The organism is Pseudoalteromonas sp. TB25 (genome assembly GCF_000497995.1).
Taxonomy (GTDB): Bacteria; Pseudomonadota; Gammaproteobacteria; order Enterobacterales; family Alteromonadaceae; genus Pseudoalteromonas; species Pseudoalteromonas distincta.
Map to the genome: position 1 here is coordinate 1,604 of NZ_AUTI01000314.1, position 15,818 is coordinate 17,421.

14 protein-coding genes and 1 pseudogene (1 of these 15 cut by a window edge) are annotated in these 15,818 nt (G+C 39.9%); 8 read left to right on the plus strand and 7 right to left on the minus strand.

The window, feature by feature from the left end; genetic code table 11:
- Both L652_RS01000000123720 and rpmE read right to left on the minus strand, forming a co-directional pair.
- A pseudogene (locus tag L652_RS01000000123720) lies at positions 1 to 511 on the minus strand (malic enzyme-like NAD(P)-binding protein); it reaches 744 nt to the left of the window's first position.
- Positions 512 to 1,037: 526 nt separating this feature from the next.
- The gene (rpmE, locus tag L652_RS0111615; protein WP_002958369.1) at positions 1,038 to 1,253 is read right to left on the minus strand and encodes a 50S ribosomal protein L31; all 216 of its coding nucleotides are present in this window, start codon (positions 1,251 to 1,253) and stop codon (positions 1,038 to 1,040) included.
- A gap of 230 nt (positions 1,254 to 1,483) precedes the next feature.
- Between rpmE and priA the strand changes: the two genes are divergently transcribed.
- From priA to L652_RS0111640, 5 genes are all read left to right on the plus strand, one after another.
- On the plus strand, positions 1,484 to 3,670 hold the full coding sequence (priA, locus tag L652_RS0111620) for a primosomal protein N' (protein ID WP_024596312.1): 2,187 nt from the start codon (positions 1,484 to 1,486) through the stop codon (positions 3,668 to 3,670).
- Positions 3,671 to 3,690: 20 nt separating this feature from the next.
- The gene (locus tag L652_RS0111625) at positions 3,691 to 4,218 is read left to right on the plus strand and encodes an SPOR domain-containing protein (protein ID WP_024596311.1); all 528 of its coding nucleotides are present in this window, start codon (positions 3,691 to 3,693) and stop codon (positions 4,216 to 4,218) included.
- A 79-nt stretch (positions 4,219 to 4,297) separates the two neighbouring features.
- Positions 4,298 to 4,816: an ATP-dependent protease subunit HslV gene (gene hslV / locus L652_RS0111630; protein ID WP_002958366.1), complete on the plus strand. Its 519-nt coding sequence runs from the start codon at positions 4,298 to 4,300 to the stop codon at positions 4,814 to 4,816.
- Positions 4,817 to 4,827: 11 nt separating this feature from the next.
- Positions 4,828 to 6,156, plus strand: coding sequence for an HslU--HslV peptidase ATPase subunit (gene hslU, locus L652_RS0111635; RefSeq protein ID WP_024596310.1), 1,329 nt, complete (start codon positions 4,828 to 4,830; stop codon positions 6,154 to 6,156).
- A gap of 62 nt (positions 6,157 to 6,218) precedes the next feature.
- Positions 6,219 to 6,593 carry a gamma-butyrobetaine hydroxylase-like domain-containing protein gene (locus tag L652_RS0111640; protein WP_024596309.1) on the plus strand — a complete coding sequence of 125 codons (375 nt, stop codon included), beginning with the start codon at positions 6,219 to 6,221 and terminating at the stop codon, positions 6,591 to 6,593.
- 29 nt (positions 6,594 to 6,622) lie between these two features.
- Here the strand turns inward: L652_RS0111640 and L652_RS0111645 are convergent, their stop codons facing one another.
- From L652_RS0111645 to L652_RS0111655, 3 genes are all read right to left on the minus strand, one after another.
- Entirely contained in the window at positions 6,623 to 8,503 is a 1,881-nt protein-coding gene (locus tag L652_RS0111645; RefSeq protein WP_024603461.1) for a HAMP domain-containing methyl-accepting chemotaxis protein, read from the minus strand.
- Between the two features lie 108 nt (positions 8,504 to 8,611).
- Positions 8,612 to 9,643 (minus strand): MJ1255/VC2487 family glycosyltransferase, encoded by a 1,032-nt coding sequence (locus L652_RS0111650; protein WP_024596308.1) that lies wholly within the window; start codon positions 9,641 to 9,643, stop codon positions 8,612 to 8,614.
- Positions 9,640 to 10,179 carry a phosphatase PAP2 family protein gene (locus tag L652_RS0111655; protein WP_024596307.1) on the minus strand — a complete coding sequence of 180 codons (540 nt, stop codon included), beginning with the start codon at positions 10,177 to 10,179 and terminating at the stop codon, positions 9,640 to 9,642. The genes L652_RS0111650 and L652_RS0111655 overlap by 4 nt, the downstream gene beginning before the upstream one ends.
- Positions 10,180 to 10,380: 201 nt before the next feature.
- Here L652_RS0111655 and rraA point away from each other — a divergent pair, with 201 nt between their 5' ends.
- Both rraA and L652_RS0111665 read left to right on the plus strand, forming a co-directional pair.
- Positions 10,381 to 10,878, plus strand: coding sequence for a ribonuclease E activity regulator RraA (rraA, locus tag L652_RS0111660; RefSeq protein WP_002959955.1), 498 nt, complete (start codon positions 10,381 to 10,383; stop codon positions 10,876 to 10,878).
- A 1-nt stretch (position 10,879) separates the two neighbouring features.
- Positions 10,880 to 11,929, plus strand: a complete 1,050-nt coding sequence (locus tag L652_RS0111665; protein ID WP_024596306.1) for a formimidoylglutamase — start codon at positions 10,880 to 10,882, stop codon at positions 11,927 to 11,929.
- Here L652_RS0111665 and L652_RS0111670 read toward each other — a convergent pair.
- Positions 11,926 to 13,590 (minus strand): GGDEF domain-containing phosphodiesterase, encoded by a 1,665-nt coding sequence (locus L652_RS0111670; protein WP_024596305.1) that lies wholly within the window; start codon positions 13,588 to 13,590, stop codon positions 11,926 to 11,928. The two genes, L652_RS0111665 and L652_RS0111670, sit on opposite strands and share 4 nt — an antisense overlap.
- A gap of 120 nt (positions 13,591 to 13,710) precedes the next feature.
- Entirely contained in the window at positions 13,711 to 14,958 is a 1,248-nt protein-coding gene (hutI, locus tag L652_RS0111675; protein ID WP_024596304.1) for an imidazolonepropionase, read from the minus strand.
- A 119-nt stretch (positions 14,959 to 15,077) separates the two neighbouring features.
- Here hutI and hutC point away from each other — a divergent pair, with 119 nt between their 5' ends.
- The gene (gene hutC, locus L652_RS0111680; RefSeq protein WP_024596303.1) at positions 15,078 to 15,785 is read left to right on the plus strand and encodes a histidine utilization repressor; all 708 of its coding nucleotides are present in this window, start codon (positions 15,078 to 15,080) and stop codon (positions 15,783 to 15,785) included.
- Positions 15,786 to 15,818 lie beyond the last annotated feature (33 nt).

Sequence of the window (15,818 nt, forward strand, 5' to 3'; positions counted from 1 at the left end):
CAGCCGTAACAATGGCGGTACCGTGTTGATCATCATGAAAAACAGGAATGCTACAACGCTCTATTAATGCTTTTTCAATTTCAAAACACTCTGGTGCTTTAATATCTTCAAGGTTAATACCACCGAATGTGTCAGCAATATTGGCAACCGTGTTAATAAAGTCTTCTGTTGTTTTGTGCTTTACTTCAATATCAATAGAATCAAGCCCTGCAAAACGCTTAAACAATAACGCCTTGCCTTCCATTACTGGTTTGGACGCTAAAGGACCTAAATTACCCAAGCCCAAAATTGCAGTACCATTAGTGATAACCGCAACCATGTTACCTTTACCGGTATATTTATATGCATTTGCAGGATCTGCGGCAATTTCACGTACAGGCTCAGCGACACCTGGGCTATAAGCTAGGGCTAAGTCTTGAACTGTTTCAGCTGGTTTTGTTAGCTCAATGCTAATTTTACCAGGTACGGGATGTGAGTGATAATGTAGTGCTTGTTCACGAAAGTCAGACATAACGCGATGGTATCCTGCAATTTAAGTTAAAGTGAGAGGTGGAGTCTTGGGGTACGATACCCTTATTATTTTTAAATTCCAAGCAATATCAGGTCTATCCTGTTATATGCTATATCCTTTAATTTTAAGAGGTTTTTCAGTAACTTTGCAGGATTATATAAACATTTGATAAATAAAAATTCACCAAAAAAGTAAGTTTTGAGGTGCGTTTATGTCTATTACAATATTAAAAAAATGTATGTTTAACGCATCATCATAAACTTAAAATAACAGCCTACTACATTACTTTAAAAACAGATAAGCCCACGTTAGCTACTTTTATCAACCTAGTTAAAATTTGTACTATTTAAAATATAGAGAATATCTATCGATTTGTCTGTAAAGGTTTATGCATACTCAGAATAAGAATAGGAAATAGTTATGCAAGGTGTGATGTAGCTCGAGCAAGCTAAATAAGATAAGAAGTGGTAAATTTTAGACACAAAAAAAGCACCCTAAGGTGCTTTTTTTAACTAAACAGCAATAATTACTTCTTGCTGCTAAGTGCACCGAAGCGCTTGTTGAAGCGATCAACACGGCCGCCAGTGTCTAAAATCTTTTGCTTACCAGTGTAAAACGGGTGACACGCAGAACATACGTCTAAGTGAATGTCTTTACAAAGAGTTGAGCTAGTTTCGAATTTGTTTCCGCATGAACATGTTGCAGAAATTACTTCGTACTTAGGGTGAATACCTTCTTTCATAGGAACCTCTAGTTAAGGCCGCATCGCTCTCCAAACCCGAAGTCTGGCACCATACGTCGTTAAAACAAATTTGTTGGTGGCGGATTTTATCCAACAACCTTCCCCTGCACAAGTATTTATTTATCTTTTCGCTAAAAAAGTGAACAATCTCTTTCTCAAGTACTATTGCTAGTAGGTTTTTAGCGGTATTTTTAGTACATTACAGCATTAATTTTACGGGTTGAGTTGTTATGAGTTTTGTTGAAGTTGCTATTAAAGTCCCGCTTCCACGCACCTTTGATTATAAAATAGAAGAGCAGCTCAGTGGCTTATCAACACCCATACTACCGGGTATGCGGGTTTTAGTACCTTTTGGTAATCAAAAAAAAGTAGCTGTTGTTCTGGGTATTAAAAACAGTACCGACGTCCCTTTAGATAAAATTAAGAATATTATAGAGGTAATAGACGATACCCCTATTTTAAGCGCCCAACATTTAGAACTCCTTAGCTTTACTGCCCGCTATTATTGCTATCCCTTAGGCGAAACTATTCACATAGCGCTACCAAGTGCACTTCGCCAAGGTGAATCGCCAGATAAAACCAGTATTAACATGGTTGCTCTGACAGAAAAAGGCGCAAAAGTACCGTCATTAAAAGCCAAAACTCAACTCAATTTATTAAAGCAGTTGTCGCAATCGGGGAAATCATCGTTAACCGAATTAAAAGCTCTTGGCTTTAGTAAAAAAACAATAGATAGCCTAATAGATAAAGAACTCATTACGCAAACTATTGAACACGATAACCAATGGCAAAGCGTTGCACCAACTGTCGGTAGTAAACCTGTACTTAATAAAGAACAAGCGGTTGCCTGTACAGCAATAAATCAAAGTAATGGATTTAGCAGCTTTTTATTAGAAGGCGTAACTGGCAGTGGTAAAACAGAAGTGTATTTACAGTGCCTAGAAGAAGTACTCAAACGTGGCGAGCAAGCATTAGTATTAGTGCCAGAAATAGGCTTAACGCCACAAACTGTAAACCGTTTTCGTCGCCGCTTTCCTGATACACCCATTATGCTTTGGCATTCAGCCCTTACCGACAACGAGCGATTGCAAACATGGCGTTTTTGCGAAAAAGGCAGTTGTGCAATAGTTATAGGCACACGTTCGAGTATTTTTCTGCCATTTTTAAAACTCGGTATGATAGTTGTCGATGAAGAGCACGATTCATCATTTAAGCAACAAGATACCCTTCGTTACCATGCTCGTGATTTGGCCGCATACAGAGCTTTTCAGCATAAAATACCACTTATATTAGGCAGTGCTACACCCGCACTTGAAACACTTCACAAAGCAATTAATAACAAATATCAGCTACTAAGTTTAACCGAGCGCGCGCAAACTGCGACAGATAACCAATTTAAGTTACTCGATATGAAAGGCCAACCCGACCAAGCAGGTATTGCACATGCAAGCCTTGCAACTATGCGCCAACACTTAAATCGCGGTAAACAGGTTATGGTTTTTTTAAATCGCCGAGGTTTTTCACCCACTCTTATTTGCCATGAATGTGGCTGGCTAAGTGAATGTAAACGCTGCAGTACCAGCGCCACATTTCATAAAGCGATTGGGCAAATGATTTGTCATCACTGTGGCGATCAATACCCTGTTCCTCACCAATGTCCTGATTGTGGAAGTACGCAAATATTTCCAAATGGCAAAGGTACAGAGCAAATTGAAGAGTTTTTATCGACCGAGTTTCCAGATACACCCGTTACTCGCATAGACCGCGATTCAACTCGCCGTAAAGGCAGCCTTGAAAAAGCACTAGATGAAATAAACCTAGGCGGTGCACGCATTTTAGTTGGCACACAAATGCTTGCCAAAGGCCATCACTTTGCAGATGTAAGCCTTGTTATAATTTTAGACGTAGATAGCGGTTTATACTCATGCGACTTTAGGGCGACAGAACATTTAGCACAGTTAGTTACTCAGGTCGCGGGGCGAGCTGGGCGTTCAGGGGAGCCTGGGCAAGTATTATTACAAACACACTTTCCAGAACACCCGCTTTTACAAGACTTAGTTAATAATGGTTACCAAGACTTTGCTCGCTTTGCACTGAGTGAACGCGATGATGCAGACTTACCACCCATTACAAATATGGCTATTGTCCGTGCACAAGGACACAGCATTAAGCTAGTCGTCGATTTTTTGACGGATTTGGTTCCTGTGAATGGGGTATCTGGTATACAATTGCTCGGTCCGATCCCTGCTCCACTTGAAAAAGTCGCAGGTATGTATCGTTTTCAATTACATATTCAAGCGCAAGATCGCCGCATATTACATCAGTACCTTGCGCAAATGGTTGATTATTTAAGTTCAAGTAAACTTGCACAAAAAGTACGCTGGAGCTTAGACGTAGACCCTATAGACATGATTTAGGTTAAGGCCAAAATAACACCATGGCACAGCACGATTATATTAATAAAAAGCCTGCAGGCAGAAACAGTAAAAAAAACGCACCCGCTAAAAAACCATTTCCTATTCTTTTAGCTGTCATAGCCATCTTACTCGTCGGTGGTTTTGCTTATACATTATGGTTTATTAAAAGTAATGCAGATCCAAAACTTGTCGAAAAACAAGCAAACCCCACTGCGCCCGCAAAAGTAGAAGTGGTTATTCCACGCACACCAGAGTTTATTAAAGAAATTAGAAACCACGAGATTCAAGTTGAAGTGAAAGAACTTGAGCAAAAAGGCCCTTACGTTATGCAGTGTGGTTCGTTTAAAACCCACGCACAAGCGGAATCGCTAAAAGCTAAAATAGCATTTGCAGGCCTCATTTCTGAAATAAAACAGGCTGAAGGCAGCAATGGTACTTGGTATAAAGTGCGCTTAGGCCCTTATAAAACCAAACGCCAAGCCGAAAGTGATAAAAACAAACTTAAACGTGTAAAAATAGTCGGCTGCGGAATTTGGGGCTGGACTTGAAAATAAACCATTCACCCATATAACCTCTTCATAATCGTTTTTTACGAGTTGCCTCTGCAGCTCGATGATGAGGAATAACATGACTACTATCGTAAGTGTACGCCGTGGCGACAAGGTTGTAATTGGCGGCGATGGCCAAGTGTCTCTTGGTAATACCGTAATGAAGGGCAACGCCCGTAAAGTTCGACGTCTTTATAATGGCAAAGTAATCGCTGGTTTTGCCGGCGGTACTGCTGATGCCTTCACTCTTTTCGAACGCTTTGAAAGCAAATTAGAAATGCACCAAGGAAACCTAACTAAAGCCGCAGTAGAAATGGCTAAAGATTGGCGCAGCGACCGTGCACTTCGAAAACTCGAAGCTCTGCTCGCTGTTGCAGACGAAACAGCCTCTTTAATTATTACCGGTAATGGCGATGTGGTTCAACCTGAAAACGACCTAATTGCAATTGGCAGTGGTGGTAACTTTGCACAATCAGCTGCAACCGCCCTTTTAGAAAATACAGATTTAAGCGCTCGTGAAATAGTAGAGAAAAGCTTAACTATTGCAGGCAACATCTGCGTATTTACTAATAACTTCCAAACAATCGAAGAATTATAATAGGAACTATCATGTCTGATATGACCCCAAGAGAAATTGTTCACGAGCTAGATCAGCACATTATAGGTCAGGCTAAAGCAAAAAAAGCAGTGGCTATCGCACTTCGTAACCGCTGGCGCCGTATGCAACTCAAAGAAGATTTACGCAGCGAAGTAACACCAAAAAACATTTTAATGATTGGTCCAACCGGTGTAGGTAAAACAGAAATTGCCCGCCGATTAGCAAAACTTGCTAACGCACCCTTTATTAAAGTAGAAGCGACTAAGTTCACTGAAGTTGGCTATGTTGGTAAAGAAGTTGAGACTATCATCCGCGATTTAGTCGATGTATCAATTAAAATGACTCGCGAACAGCAGACTAAGAAATTTAAACATCGCGCCGAAGAAGCAGCAGAAGAGCGCATTTTAGATGCCCTTTTACCACCAGCGAAAGATCAATACGGCGAAACGCAGCGTGATGATAACTCATCAACTCGCCAAACGTTCCGTAAAAAGCTACGTGAAGGTCAGCTAGATGATAAAGAAATTGAAATCGATTTAGCACAAGCACAACCAAACGTAGAAATTATGGCGCCTCCTGGTATGGAAGATATGACCAACCAGCTACAAAGCATGTTTCAAAACATGGGCGGCGATAAGCGCACTAAGCGTAAACTAAAAATCAAAGAAGCCTTCAAACTATTAACGGAAGAAGAAGCCGCTAAATTAGTAAATCCTGAAGAGCTAAAAGAGCAAGCTATTTTTGCAGTAGAGCAAAACGGTATTGTGTTTATTGATGAAATAGACAAAATTTGTAAGCGCGGCGATTCTTCAGGTCCAGATGTGAGCCGTGAAGGTGTTCAGCGCGACTTACTACCGCTAATTGAAGGTTCAACTGTAAACACTAAGCACGGAATGGTTAAAACTGACCATATGCTGTTTATTGCCTCTGGTGCGTTTCAGATGGCGAAGCCATCAGATATGATCCCAGAGCTACAGGGCCGCTTACCGATTCGAGTAGAACTTGAAGCACTTACTGCAGATGACTTTAAACGCATCCTTACAGAGCCTCATGCATCGCTTACCGAGCAACAAAGAGAGTTGCTTAAAACTGAGCAGGTATCGATTGAGTTTAGCGACGATGCAATTGAGCGTATTGCCAAAGCAGCTTGGCAAGTTAACGAGAAAACCGAAAACATCGGTGCTCGTCGTCTACACACTGTAATGGAAAGATTGATGGAAGAAATTTCATACGATGCTTCTGAAAAAGCAGGCTCGTCATTAGTAATCGACGCCGCTTATGTTGAAAAACACTTAGGTGCACTTGTTGAAGATGAAGACTTAAGCCGATTTATTCTATAAAACGAATATAAACGTTATACTAAAAGCCTCCAGATTGGGGGCTTTTTAATGGGATATATTAAATGAAACACGTAACAAAAGTGCATTACCACAGTGTAAGTAAAAATCTAGATGTTTACTTTGATGATGACAGTAAAGCTGTATTTAGCTGTGAGTTTTTACGTGTACACTCCCCTTCAGCTGAAGTGCAGGGCCATGGCTCTGGCCCAATGAAGCTAGTACTTAATAAGCAAGCTGTAGGAATAAAAAGTATTGTACCTGTTGGGCATTACGCACTTCGTTTAGATTTTGACGATGGCCATAACAGCGGACTATTTAGCTGGCGCTATTTTGAAAAACTACAACAGCAACAAGATACATTGTGGAGTGAATATTTAGTGCGGGTAACTGAACACGAAAAAAGTAAAGATAGCGTGCCTATAAAGTTTGTTCCTTAAACTTTATAGACCCGCACTATTAGGGGTTATTACACCTTAAACTTATCAATTGCAGTGAATAGAACACGAGCCTGCTCAGAGACTTCTTCACTTGTCTGCGCATTATTAGCAGCATGTCCCGAAGCGTCTTGTGCAATATCTCTTATACGTACTACGTTTTTATTTACCTCAGACGCTACCTGACTTTGCTCATCAATCGCAACTGCTATTTGAGTACTCATCTCCATGATAGTTTGTACATCTTCGGTTATATCACCGAGTAGCTCACCGGCTTTAATAGCCTGCGATGCACTTTCATCTCCTTGCGAGCGGCACTGGTGCATAATACTAACCACCTCTTGAGTGCGTTGTTGCAGGGTATTAATAATCCCCTCTATTTCACTAGTCGATTCTTGCGTGCGCTGAGCAAGTGAGCGAACTTCATCTGCCACTACTGCAAAACCACGCCCTTGCTCTCCAGCTCTAGCCGCTTCAATTGCAGCGTTAAGCGCTAATAAGTTGGTTTGATCTGCAATCCCTCGAATTACATCAAGCACTGAGCCAATGGTTTCGCCGTCTTTTTCAAGTTGCGACACAACATTTGATGCATTCCCCAGCGAATCAGATAGGGCCCTAATGTGCTTAACGGTAGAATCTACTTCACTACGCCCTTGTTGTGCACTTAAATTTGTTGACTCTGCTTTTTTCGCAGCCGCTTCAGTATTATGTGAAATATCCTGAATTGTCGCCTGCATTTCGGTGGCTGCCGTTGCAACCATGTCGGCTTCATGTAGTTGCTCTTGCATACCAGAGCTTGTTGCTGCGGTACTTTGTGATAAATGCTCTGTTGCTACATTAAGCGTGTTTAAAGCACCATTAACTTCGTTAATTAAGTTCTTAAAATCGCCTATTAAGCTATTAAAGTCGACCGTCATGGTGGTAATTTCGTCTTTACCAGTTTGCTCTATCATCACGCTCAAATCATTATTACGACGAATATCATTAATAGTGTGATAAACCCGCTCAATAGGTACAATAATGGAGTGGCTTGTAAAATAAACTAGCGCTAATACAACCACACCTGCAATCACAAATACCAAAATAGCTAAAAATTGAGCCTGCTCTACACTTTGCTCTACTTGTAACTTAGTGTCTTTAACGATTTTAGAAACAATGGCGTCGCTTTTATCTACACTGTCACGCATTACTCCAAGTGCGCCTGACTCAAGATCTAGCCCTAGCTTAGTTTGGGCCTGCACAAGTGTTTGAAATTCGCTTTGGTATATATCAATCAAAGGATTAATTTGTGCTTTATAGTCGCTTGGCAGCTGTGCTGCAGCTATCTGCTGCTTAAATGTATTAATTCCCTCATTAAAACGCCCTAGGTACTTAATATCAAATCTCAGCATGAAATCTTTTTCTGAGCGTCTTAGTTGCAGCATTGACGACAGCAGTTGGTAATTTTGCTGCTCTTTTAATAGTTGCTCAACTTCATGAACCGAGCTTCTAAGCTTGCCATATAACCCGTCGGTCGGGGTTAAACCAATCTCTTTTTGAAGCTTAACAACAGTTTCAAAATCATTATTATAGCTATTTATTAGTTGCTCAAAGCGCTGGACCTGCTCCTGTGCAATACCTTGGTTAGCCATTAACTGTTGTAACTTTTTTACTTTATCACTTAACTGCTCAAAATCCGTTTCAAATGCAGTTAACGCATCTTCTTGTTTATAAAATAAAAAGTTTTTTTCATGTTTACGCAATGCTAATGCATGTACGTTGAGCTCTTCTGCTAATTGAATAGTCTTGTTTAAGCTCAAGGTTGTACGTGATTCAAAAATAATCACGCATAAAAGGACCACCATTGCTAAACCAACAACGACTGCGTTTAGTTGTAAACGTCGTTTAATTGTTAAGTTTTGTAAAAAATTCATCGCTAACGCCTTTTTTGAATATGCATTTTTATTATAGCTAATAGATCACAAGCGACTAATTAATTTAACTTTTATTATTGGTAATTCTAAACAGTTTAAATGTGATTGCTATAAGGCGACACTATCCCACAAACCTTTATGTAACGATTGTGTGTTATTCCATTGTTGTTTAACCAACCAATCAATTAAAGGCGCGGGATCGCTGGGGTAATTTATTTGCTTGTTTTGCGGCGCGCTATTCCAATCGTCAAGGGCTTGTGGGTTTAAATAGTTCATAACATGCGCCATTCCCATGGAAAATAAAGTTTGTGCATTTGCTGCTTGCTCAAACTGACCATCTAAAGGCTTTAATAGTAACTTTTTACCTAACTTAAGCGCTTCACTGGCAAGCTCAAATCCCGCGTTACCAACAACACCACTTGTGTTTGCTAAGTCGTTTAAAAAGCCAGAACGTGAAGGGGCTCGTAAATGTATATGTCCAAAAGACTGATTGCTGGCATTTGGGTGATAGCAATAAAATTCTTTTTCGGGAAAGTCTTTTAAATAATCAACAACGCTATCTAAGTTTTCGAAAGGTAAATATACCAATACCTTGTTCATTACTGCTACAGGGTTGTCGTGATTATGATGAGCAATAAAAGGCGGTATTATATTATTTGCAAATGGTTGCCAGTGCACGCCTAAGTAGGTAGTCGCTGGTGCATAATGCTTGATAAGTGATTTTCTCAGTACGCCACGACCAAACATAGGTACGTTATCTGACAAAAATGCTGCTTGGTGACTAATGCCAATAACGGGTATACCTGCCCGTTTTGCAGCCCATGCTGTCACAGGCTCAAAGTCGTTAAGTACAAAATCGTACTGTTTTATCTCAAGCGATTTTATATCACTCACCAACTTACAAATTCGCATGTTTTTAAGTGTTTTGAGATTTTTAACTTGCCCATTTTCAGTGCTAAACGATAAACCGCGATACGCTTTATAATCTGAGAATTCGTGCATATCAAAGTAATCTTTATTTGCGCGCCCTGAAAACACATAATCAACATCAATACCGAGCTTATTAAAGCAGCTTGCCATAACCCGAGCGCGCGTTATATGACCATTACCGGTACCTTGCACTCCATACAATATTTTCATGCAGGCACCACAAGTGCTAACGCAAATAAACCACAAAAACTACCAATTGTTGCGCCTATTATAATATCAGCAGGAAAGTGCACACCCAATACCACACGAGACATAGCAACGCCGGTAGCCCAACTAAATAGTAGTAATGCATATTCTGGAAAAAAATGGCTTAATATAATTGCCACTAAAAAAGCAGCGGCACTGTGACCCGATGGTAAACTAAATTTATCGCTTGGTACTATATAGGCATTTGTTACTAAGCAGTCGCATGGACGGATCCGAGCAAATCTATTTTTAGCTAGTAGGTAAATAGGTCTTTCTATAGCAAAACCAATTAATATAGTGACAGGCAATAATTGGTGCTGTTCATTATTACTAAGCCACCACACTGCTAAGCATATTAATATATAAAGCCCACCATCACCGCTTTTAGACAAACCAAAGGCCATTGTTTTAAACCACCTCGGTGAATTGCAATTAAACAAAGTTAAAAATAATTGCTCATCTATCTGAGTTACCTTTTTAAGCATATTATTATTCATCACCATCCCTCATTGCATAACATATGAACACCGGTTTAGCTTATGTGTTGTAAATAACAATTGAGTGACGCTTTTAATACACTATTATTGCGATTAATGATTTAGCGCTTGTTTTGCCTAAATTTACTGCGATTAAGTCGTTGTTATTGCTTATAAGGAGGGTATACTGAGATATAAATTAATGTACCTTTTGAGGATAAAATAATGGATTACAGCACTTCTGATTTATGCGACCACTTTGCTGACGTGGTTGACGTGCTAGAGCCTATGTTCATCAACTTTGGTGGTCGACACAGCTTTGGTGGCCGCATTAAAACGGTTAAATGTTTTGAAAATAATGAACTCATCCGCGAATTACTTTCTCAAGATGGTACAGACCTAGTACTTCTTATTGATGGTGGCGGCTCAACTCGTCGCGCACTAATCGACATTGAACTGGCTGAACTAGCACTTGAAAACAACTGGAATGGTATTGTTGTTTACGGCGCAGTACGCCACGTTGATGAGCTTGAAGAGCTTGATTTAGGCATTCAAGCAATTGCTTCAATCCCTGTTGCAGCCGACAGCGAAGGTGCTGGTGAAGATGCTATAGGCGTTAACTTTGCTGGGGTATCATTTTTTGATGACGACTTTATTTATGCTGATAGCACAGGCATTGTTTTATCTGCAGAAGAATTAGAGTTGGAAGTTGTAGAAGTATAACGTGACCTCCCATTTAAAAGTATATGATGAAAGCGCGGTTAGAACACTTTGCTCTACCCGCGCAAATGAGAAAAAAGCATGGCAATCAATGGCCTTGCTCGACACCCAAGTAAACCTGCAACAAGCACTTGTTGACGCTGCTCAATTTGGTATCCGCTATGTACTTCTGGGTATTTGCGAAGATATCGGCCCAAAAGCAAACTTAGGAAATGGTGGTGCAAACGAAGCATGGTCTGCTTTTTTAAAACGCTTTTTAAACCAACCTCACAATCAATTTATTGCCACTCAAAAAGTGCTTTTATTGGGTGAAGTTAATACTGATGATTTAATGGCGCAAAGCAACCAGCTTAATAACCAGCAAGGCCAGCAATTAACTCAATTACGAGATTTATGCCAACAGCTTGATGAACGCGTAGAGACGGTATTGAGCCTTATTTTTAAAGCGGGGCTTGAGCCAATCGTTATTGGCGGAGGTCATAACAATTGCTTGGGAATTATCCGTGCCCTGAGTAAGTCAAAAAATACACCTATTAATGCTATCAACTTTGACCCTCATGCCGACTTTAGAGAATGTGAAGGTCGCCATAGCGGCAATGGCTTTCGCTACGCTTATAACGAGCAACATCTAAGTAATTACCACGTTATTGGCTTACATGAGATAAAAAACAATCAAGCAATTATAGATGCAATGAGTGAAGCTAACTTCACGTTTGATAGCTATCAATCAATACAAGTTAAGCGAAAAATTACACTTACTCAGGCAATTGAAAACGCATTAAGTAATTTTAACGATTTACCACTGGGTATTGAAGTTGATTTAGATAGTATTACTTACATGCCGGTTAGTGCGTACACATGTTGCGGATTTAGTGTGAATGACACTGAGCACTTTGTGCATTTAGCAGCAAACCATCGCCACTCTAAGTACTTACATTTATGTGAAGCAGCGCCTAGCCAGCACCCTAGCGGAGTTGAGGCCGGTGCTGCCCATGTAGGGCAAGTGATCAGTGCACTTGTGAATAGCTACCTACAAGCCAAAGAAAACACTTAGCGCTGTTGAACTAATCGCCACTCTTTTAGCCAGCTCATTAAACCAATACTACTTAGCGGGTGACCAAAGTAATAACCTTGGGCAGCATAACCTTTTAAGCTTTTTACAAACTTAAGTTGCTCAAGTGTTTCTACCCCTTCAAAAATCACTTTTGTTTTTTGTTGGTTATGCATTTCAACCATTCCGCTAACTAAACTGCGTATATTGTTTTGATTACTAAAGTCAGCAGTGAGTGAAGGTGAAACCTTAATATACTCTACCGCTAAGCTTGGTAACTTAGAAAGTAGTACCGGGTTATCTCCAAGTCCATCAACACATACTTTTAAGCCTATGTTATTAAGCCTTGCGATCATGCCTCTGCCTTTATCATCTAGTCCCGTAAAAATATGCAAAGGGCATTCAACAATTAAATCGCCAGCTTCCAAGTGATGCTCACTTAAAACAACATCAACAAATTCAATAAACTCTTCGTTAAGCATTTCAGGACCAAATACGTTAATGCTAAGCGGTATAGAAATACCTTCTATTCTAAGCGCCATTGCAAGCTCAGCAGCTCTCTCTATTACAAATTTAGCGAGTGGATAACCAAGCCCTGCAATTCTAATGTCGTCGATAAACCTGTTAGCGGATAAAATCCCTTGCTTAGGGTGCTGCCAACGCAGTAGTAATTCTAAAAACTCAATTTGACCGTTTTCGTTACAAATAATAGGCTGAAAATAAAGCTCTAACTCGCTCGAAAAATCAATATTTGCTAATTCCTTTAGTCGCGCTTGTTGCTCTCGCAATTCAATCATCATTTGTTGATGATAAGGCACAACCTTGCGATCTGGGTGGCTATCGAGTGCTAGGTATGCGTACGATATTAAATTATCAAAGTTGTTATCTTGCTCATTACAATCAACATAACTCGCTCTCGCTTTTACTTCTACAGTGCAGTTAGCAACATTAAATGGCTTAAGCGTTGCACCCAGTATTTGGTCAATAACTAATTCATGTAAGTGTTTTTGATTCGCGAAACTACAAATAAATGCAAAGTTAAGACCCCCTAAGTGGGCTAGCTTTTCTTGTCCAGTTAAAGTCACTATTTCGTCACTTGAAAGTAGCTCTTTTATTCGATTAGCCGATTGCGCTAACAGTATATCGCCAAAGTCGCGTCCAATATGCTGGTTAACTTGCTCAAAGCCTTCAAGGCGAATAACGATTAACGCTGCGCTTATTTGTTTGTTGTCGCACCATGCATAGTAACCTTGTCGTAACTGTTTTCTATCTGCAAAAACTGAAAGCGGAGACTCTTCAATAAATGCATCACCTTCAGGTTCTGGCTCTATAACGACTTCTATTTCAGCACTTTCATCATTTAAAAAGCCAACAATAGCTAATAATAATATTGCTAACACAACCCAAAATAGCGGAACTTCCAATAATAAATGAGCTGAAAATAGAACAACAAATAAAAGACCAGCCATTGAGCTGGTAATTATCATGCTCCAATTATTTCGCTCAAATGCTTGCCATAAGTGAAAACAAAACCCAAAGGCTAGTAGAATAGCAAGCCAAGCCGCACCGCTGCTTAAGATAGCTAAACCAACAGCAGCTGTGCATAAATAACTAAATTTAATACTGGTATTTTTAACAGCAAATAAAGTGGCGATCATCGCCATTAATAGTGCACCACTAAAAAATATTGGGAAATTACTGTCGGTTAGTATGTTCAAATTAACGGCATCCGTATTCGCTAAAAAAGTTTAAACCAAGTTATATGTGAGTAAAAATAATACAAACTAATTAATTCTACCCAAAATCCATAAATTTAACAGTTTATTTACGCCAAATTGGTAACTTAATTGTGATGGATGACTTATTTGCCAATGCGCAATATCAGCTCTTGCGCCAACCTTTAAAATACCACGGTCGTCTAAACCTAGTGCTTTAGCTGCATTTCGAGTAACACCAGCTAATGCTTGCTCAGGTGTTAATCTAAACAATGTGCATGCCATGTTCATCATCAAGTGCACTGAGCATAGTGGTGAAGTACCTGGGTTAAAATCACTCGCAATAGCTATAGGTACTTTATATTGATTAAGTAATTCAATAGGTGGGAATTTAGTTTCTCTTAAAAAATAAAATGCACCTGGCAATAACACCGCTACCGTCCCAGCGTCTGCCATGGCTTTTACACCCTCTTCATCTAGATGCTCAATATGATCCGCCGAAAAGCCATTAAACTGCGCCACCAGCTTAGCACCCTGTTGATTAGATAACTGCTCAGCATGGCATTTTACTGGGAGGTTATGCTTTTTAGCCGCCTGGAAAACACGTTTGGTTTGCGAATAACTAAACCCAACATTTTCACAAAATACATCGACTGCATCAGCAAGATTATTAGCCACTACCTGATCTAGCATGTCAGTACACACTAAATCAATATATTCATCAGCACGGCCTTTGTATTCAGGCGGTAGAGCATGCGCCCCTAAAAAAGTAGTTTTAATATCAATAGGGTGATGTTCACCTAATAAACGAGCGACTTCTAATATTTTTATCTCGTTTTCTGTATCTAGCCCATAACCAGACTTTATTTCAACGGTGGTTACACCTTCTTTTAATAACGTATTTAAGCGATCTTTTGCATCAACAAACAATTGTTCACGGTCGGCTGCTCTTGTGGCTTTAACCGTACTTGCTATGCCACCGCCTTGTGCCGCAATTTGCTCATAGCTTACGCCTTGCAAACGCTGTTCAAACTCTTGCGATCTTGAACCTGCAAATACTAAGTGAGTATGGCAATCTACTAAGCCCGGCGTTAACCACTGTCCTTTTACACTCAATGTCGGCGTTGCAAACACATCAAAACTAGGCAATGTTGATTGCTCTCCAATCCACGCAATTTTACCATTTTTAATGGCTATAGCAGCATTTTCAATTGCGCCATAAGGGGCATTTATATTGCTATCCATAGTGGCAATATTGGCATCAGTTAAAAGTAAGTCGATTTCTTCTAACTCATAATTTTGTGTTGTGCTTTGCATATCGCAGCCCTTTTTACACCGTGAATAATGAAAATATAGTCTAACAACCCATCTTGTATATACAAGGTAATTGTGTCATCTTATTTATATAGTTTATTTTTAATGTAACCATAAATTTAATGACGACACCTAAATTTGCGCAAATAAAACAATTCATTGTTGATAAAATTCGCAGCGGTACGTGGCAAGAAAACCAACGTGTTCCCTCTGAAAACGAACTAAGTAGTCAATTTAGTGTAAGCAGGATGACAGCCCGCAGAGCACTAAGCGAATTAACCGAGGCAGGTATTTTAACCCGCAGCCAAGGGTTAGGTACATTTGTAGCTACATTTAAATCGCAGTCATCGTTACTTGAAATAAAAAATATTGCTGATGAAGTAAAAGAGCGTAACGGCAACTACACCTGTAGCGTACTCATACTCGAATCAATAAATGCAGTCGCACCTATTGCCATTGCACTTGGTGTTGAGGTTGACAGTGTTGTATATCGAAGTGTACTGGTGCATAACGAAAATGACAGCCCTTTGCAGCTAGAAGAGCGTTTTGTAAATCCTGCCCTTGCGACTGGCTACTTACAACAAGACTTCAGTACGCTTACACCACATGAATATCTATCTAGTGTTGCCCCACTTACCCAAGCAAGGCATACAGTAGAGGCCATTATGCCAAACAGCGAAATGTGCCAATGGTTAAACTTATATAATGAAGAGCCATGCTTACAAGTGATCCGACGCACCTGGTCTGTTAAAGGCATTGTAAGCTTTGCGCGCCTTGTATCACCTGGCAGTAAATATCGCTTAGGTGGCCACTTAACATTTAAAAAATAACAAACAATAGCGCTTACTGCGCTTTTTTTATAA

Bases quoted from the DNA above. Each gene is read 5' to 3' on its own strand.
- rpmE (WP_002958369.1), bottom strand. From the start codon at position 1,253: ATGAAAGAAGGTATTCACCCTAAGTACGAAGTAATTTCTGCAACATGT.
- priA (WP_024596312.1), top strand. From the start codon at position 1,484: ATGAGTTTTGTTGAAGTTGCTATTAAAGTCCCGCTTCCACGCACCTTT.
- L652_RS0111625 (WP_024596311.1), top strand. From the start codon at position 3,691: ATGGCACAGCACGATTATATTAATAAAAAGCCTGCAGGCAGAAACAGT.
- hslV (WP_002958366.1), top strand. From the start codon at position 4,298: ATGACTACTATCGTAAGTGTACGCCGTGGCGACAAGGTTGTAATTGGC.
- hslU (WP_024596310.1), top strand. From the start codon at position 4,828: ATGTCTGATATGACCCCAAGAGAAATTGTTCACGAGCTAGATCAGCAC.
- L652_RS0111640 (WP_024596309.1), top strand. From the start codon at position 6,219: ATGAAACACGTAACAAAAGTGCATTACCACAGTGTAAGTAAAAATCTA.
- L652_RS0111645 (WP_024603461.1), bottom strand. From the start codon at position 8,503: ATGAATTTTTTACAAAACTTAACAATTAAACGACGTTTACAACTAAAC.
- L652_RS0111650 (WP_024596308.1), bottom strand. From the start codon at position 9,643: ATGAAAATATTGTATGGAGTGCAAGGTACCGGTAATGGTCATATAACG.
- rraA (WP_002959955.1), top strand. From the start codon at position 10,381: ATGGATTACAGCACTTCTGATTTATGCGACCACTTTGCTGACGTGGTT.
- L652_RS0111670 (WP_024596305.1), bottom strand. From the start codon at position 13,590: ATGGCGATGATCGCCACTTTATTTGCTGTTAAAAATACCAGTATTAAA.
- hutI (WP_024596304.1), bottom strand. From the start codon at position 14,958: ATGCAAAGCACAACACAAAATTATGAGTTAGAAGAAATCGACTTACTT.
- hutC (WP_024596303.1), top strand. From the start codon at position 15,078: ATGACGACACCTAAATTTGCGCAAATAAAACAATTCATTGTTGATAAA.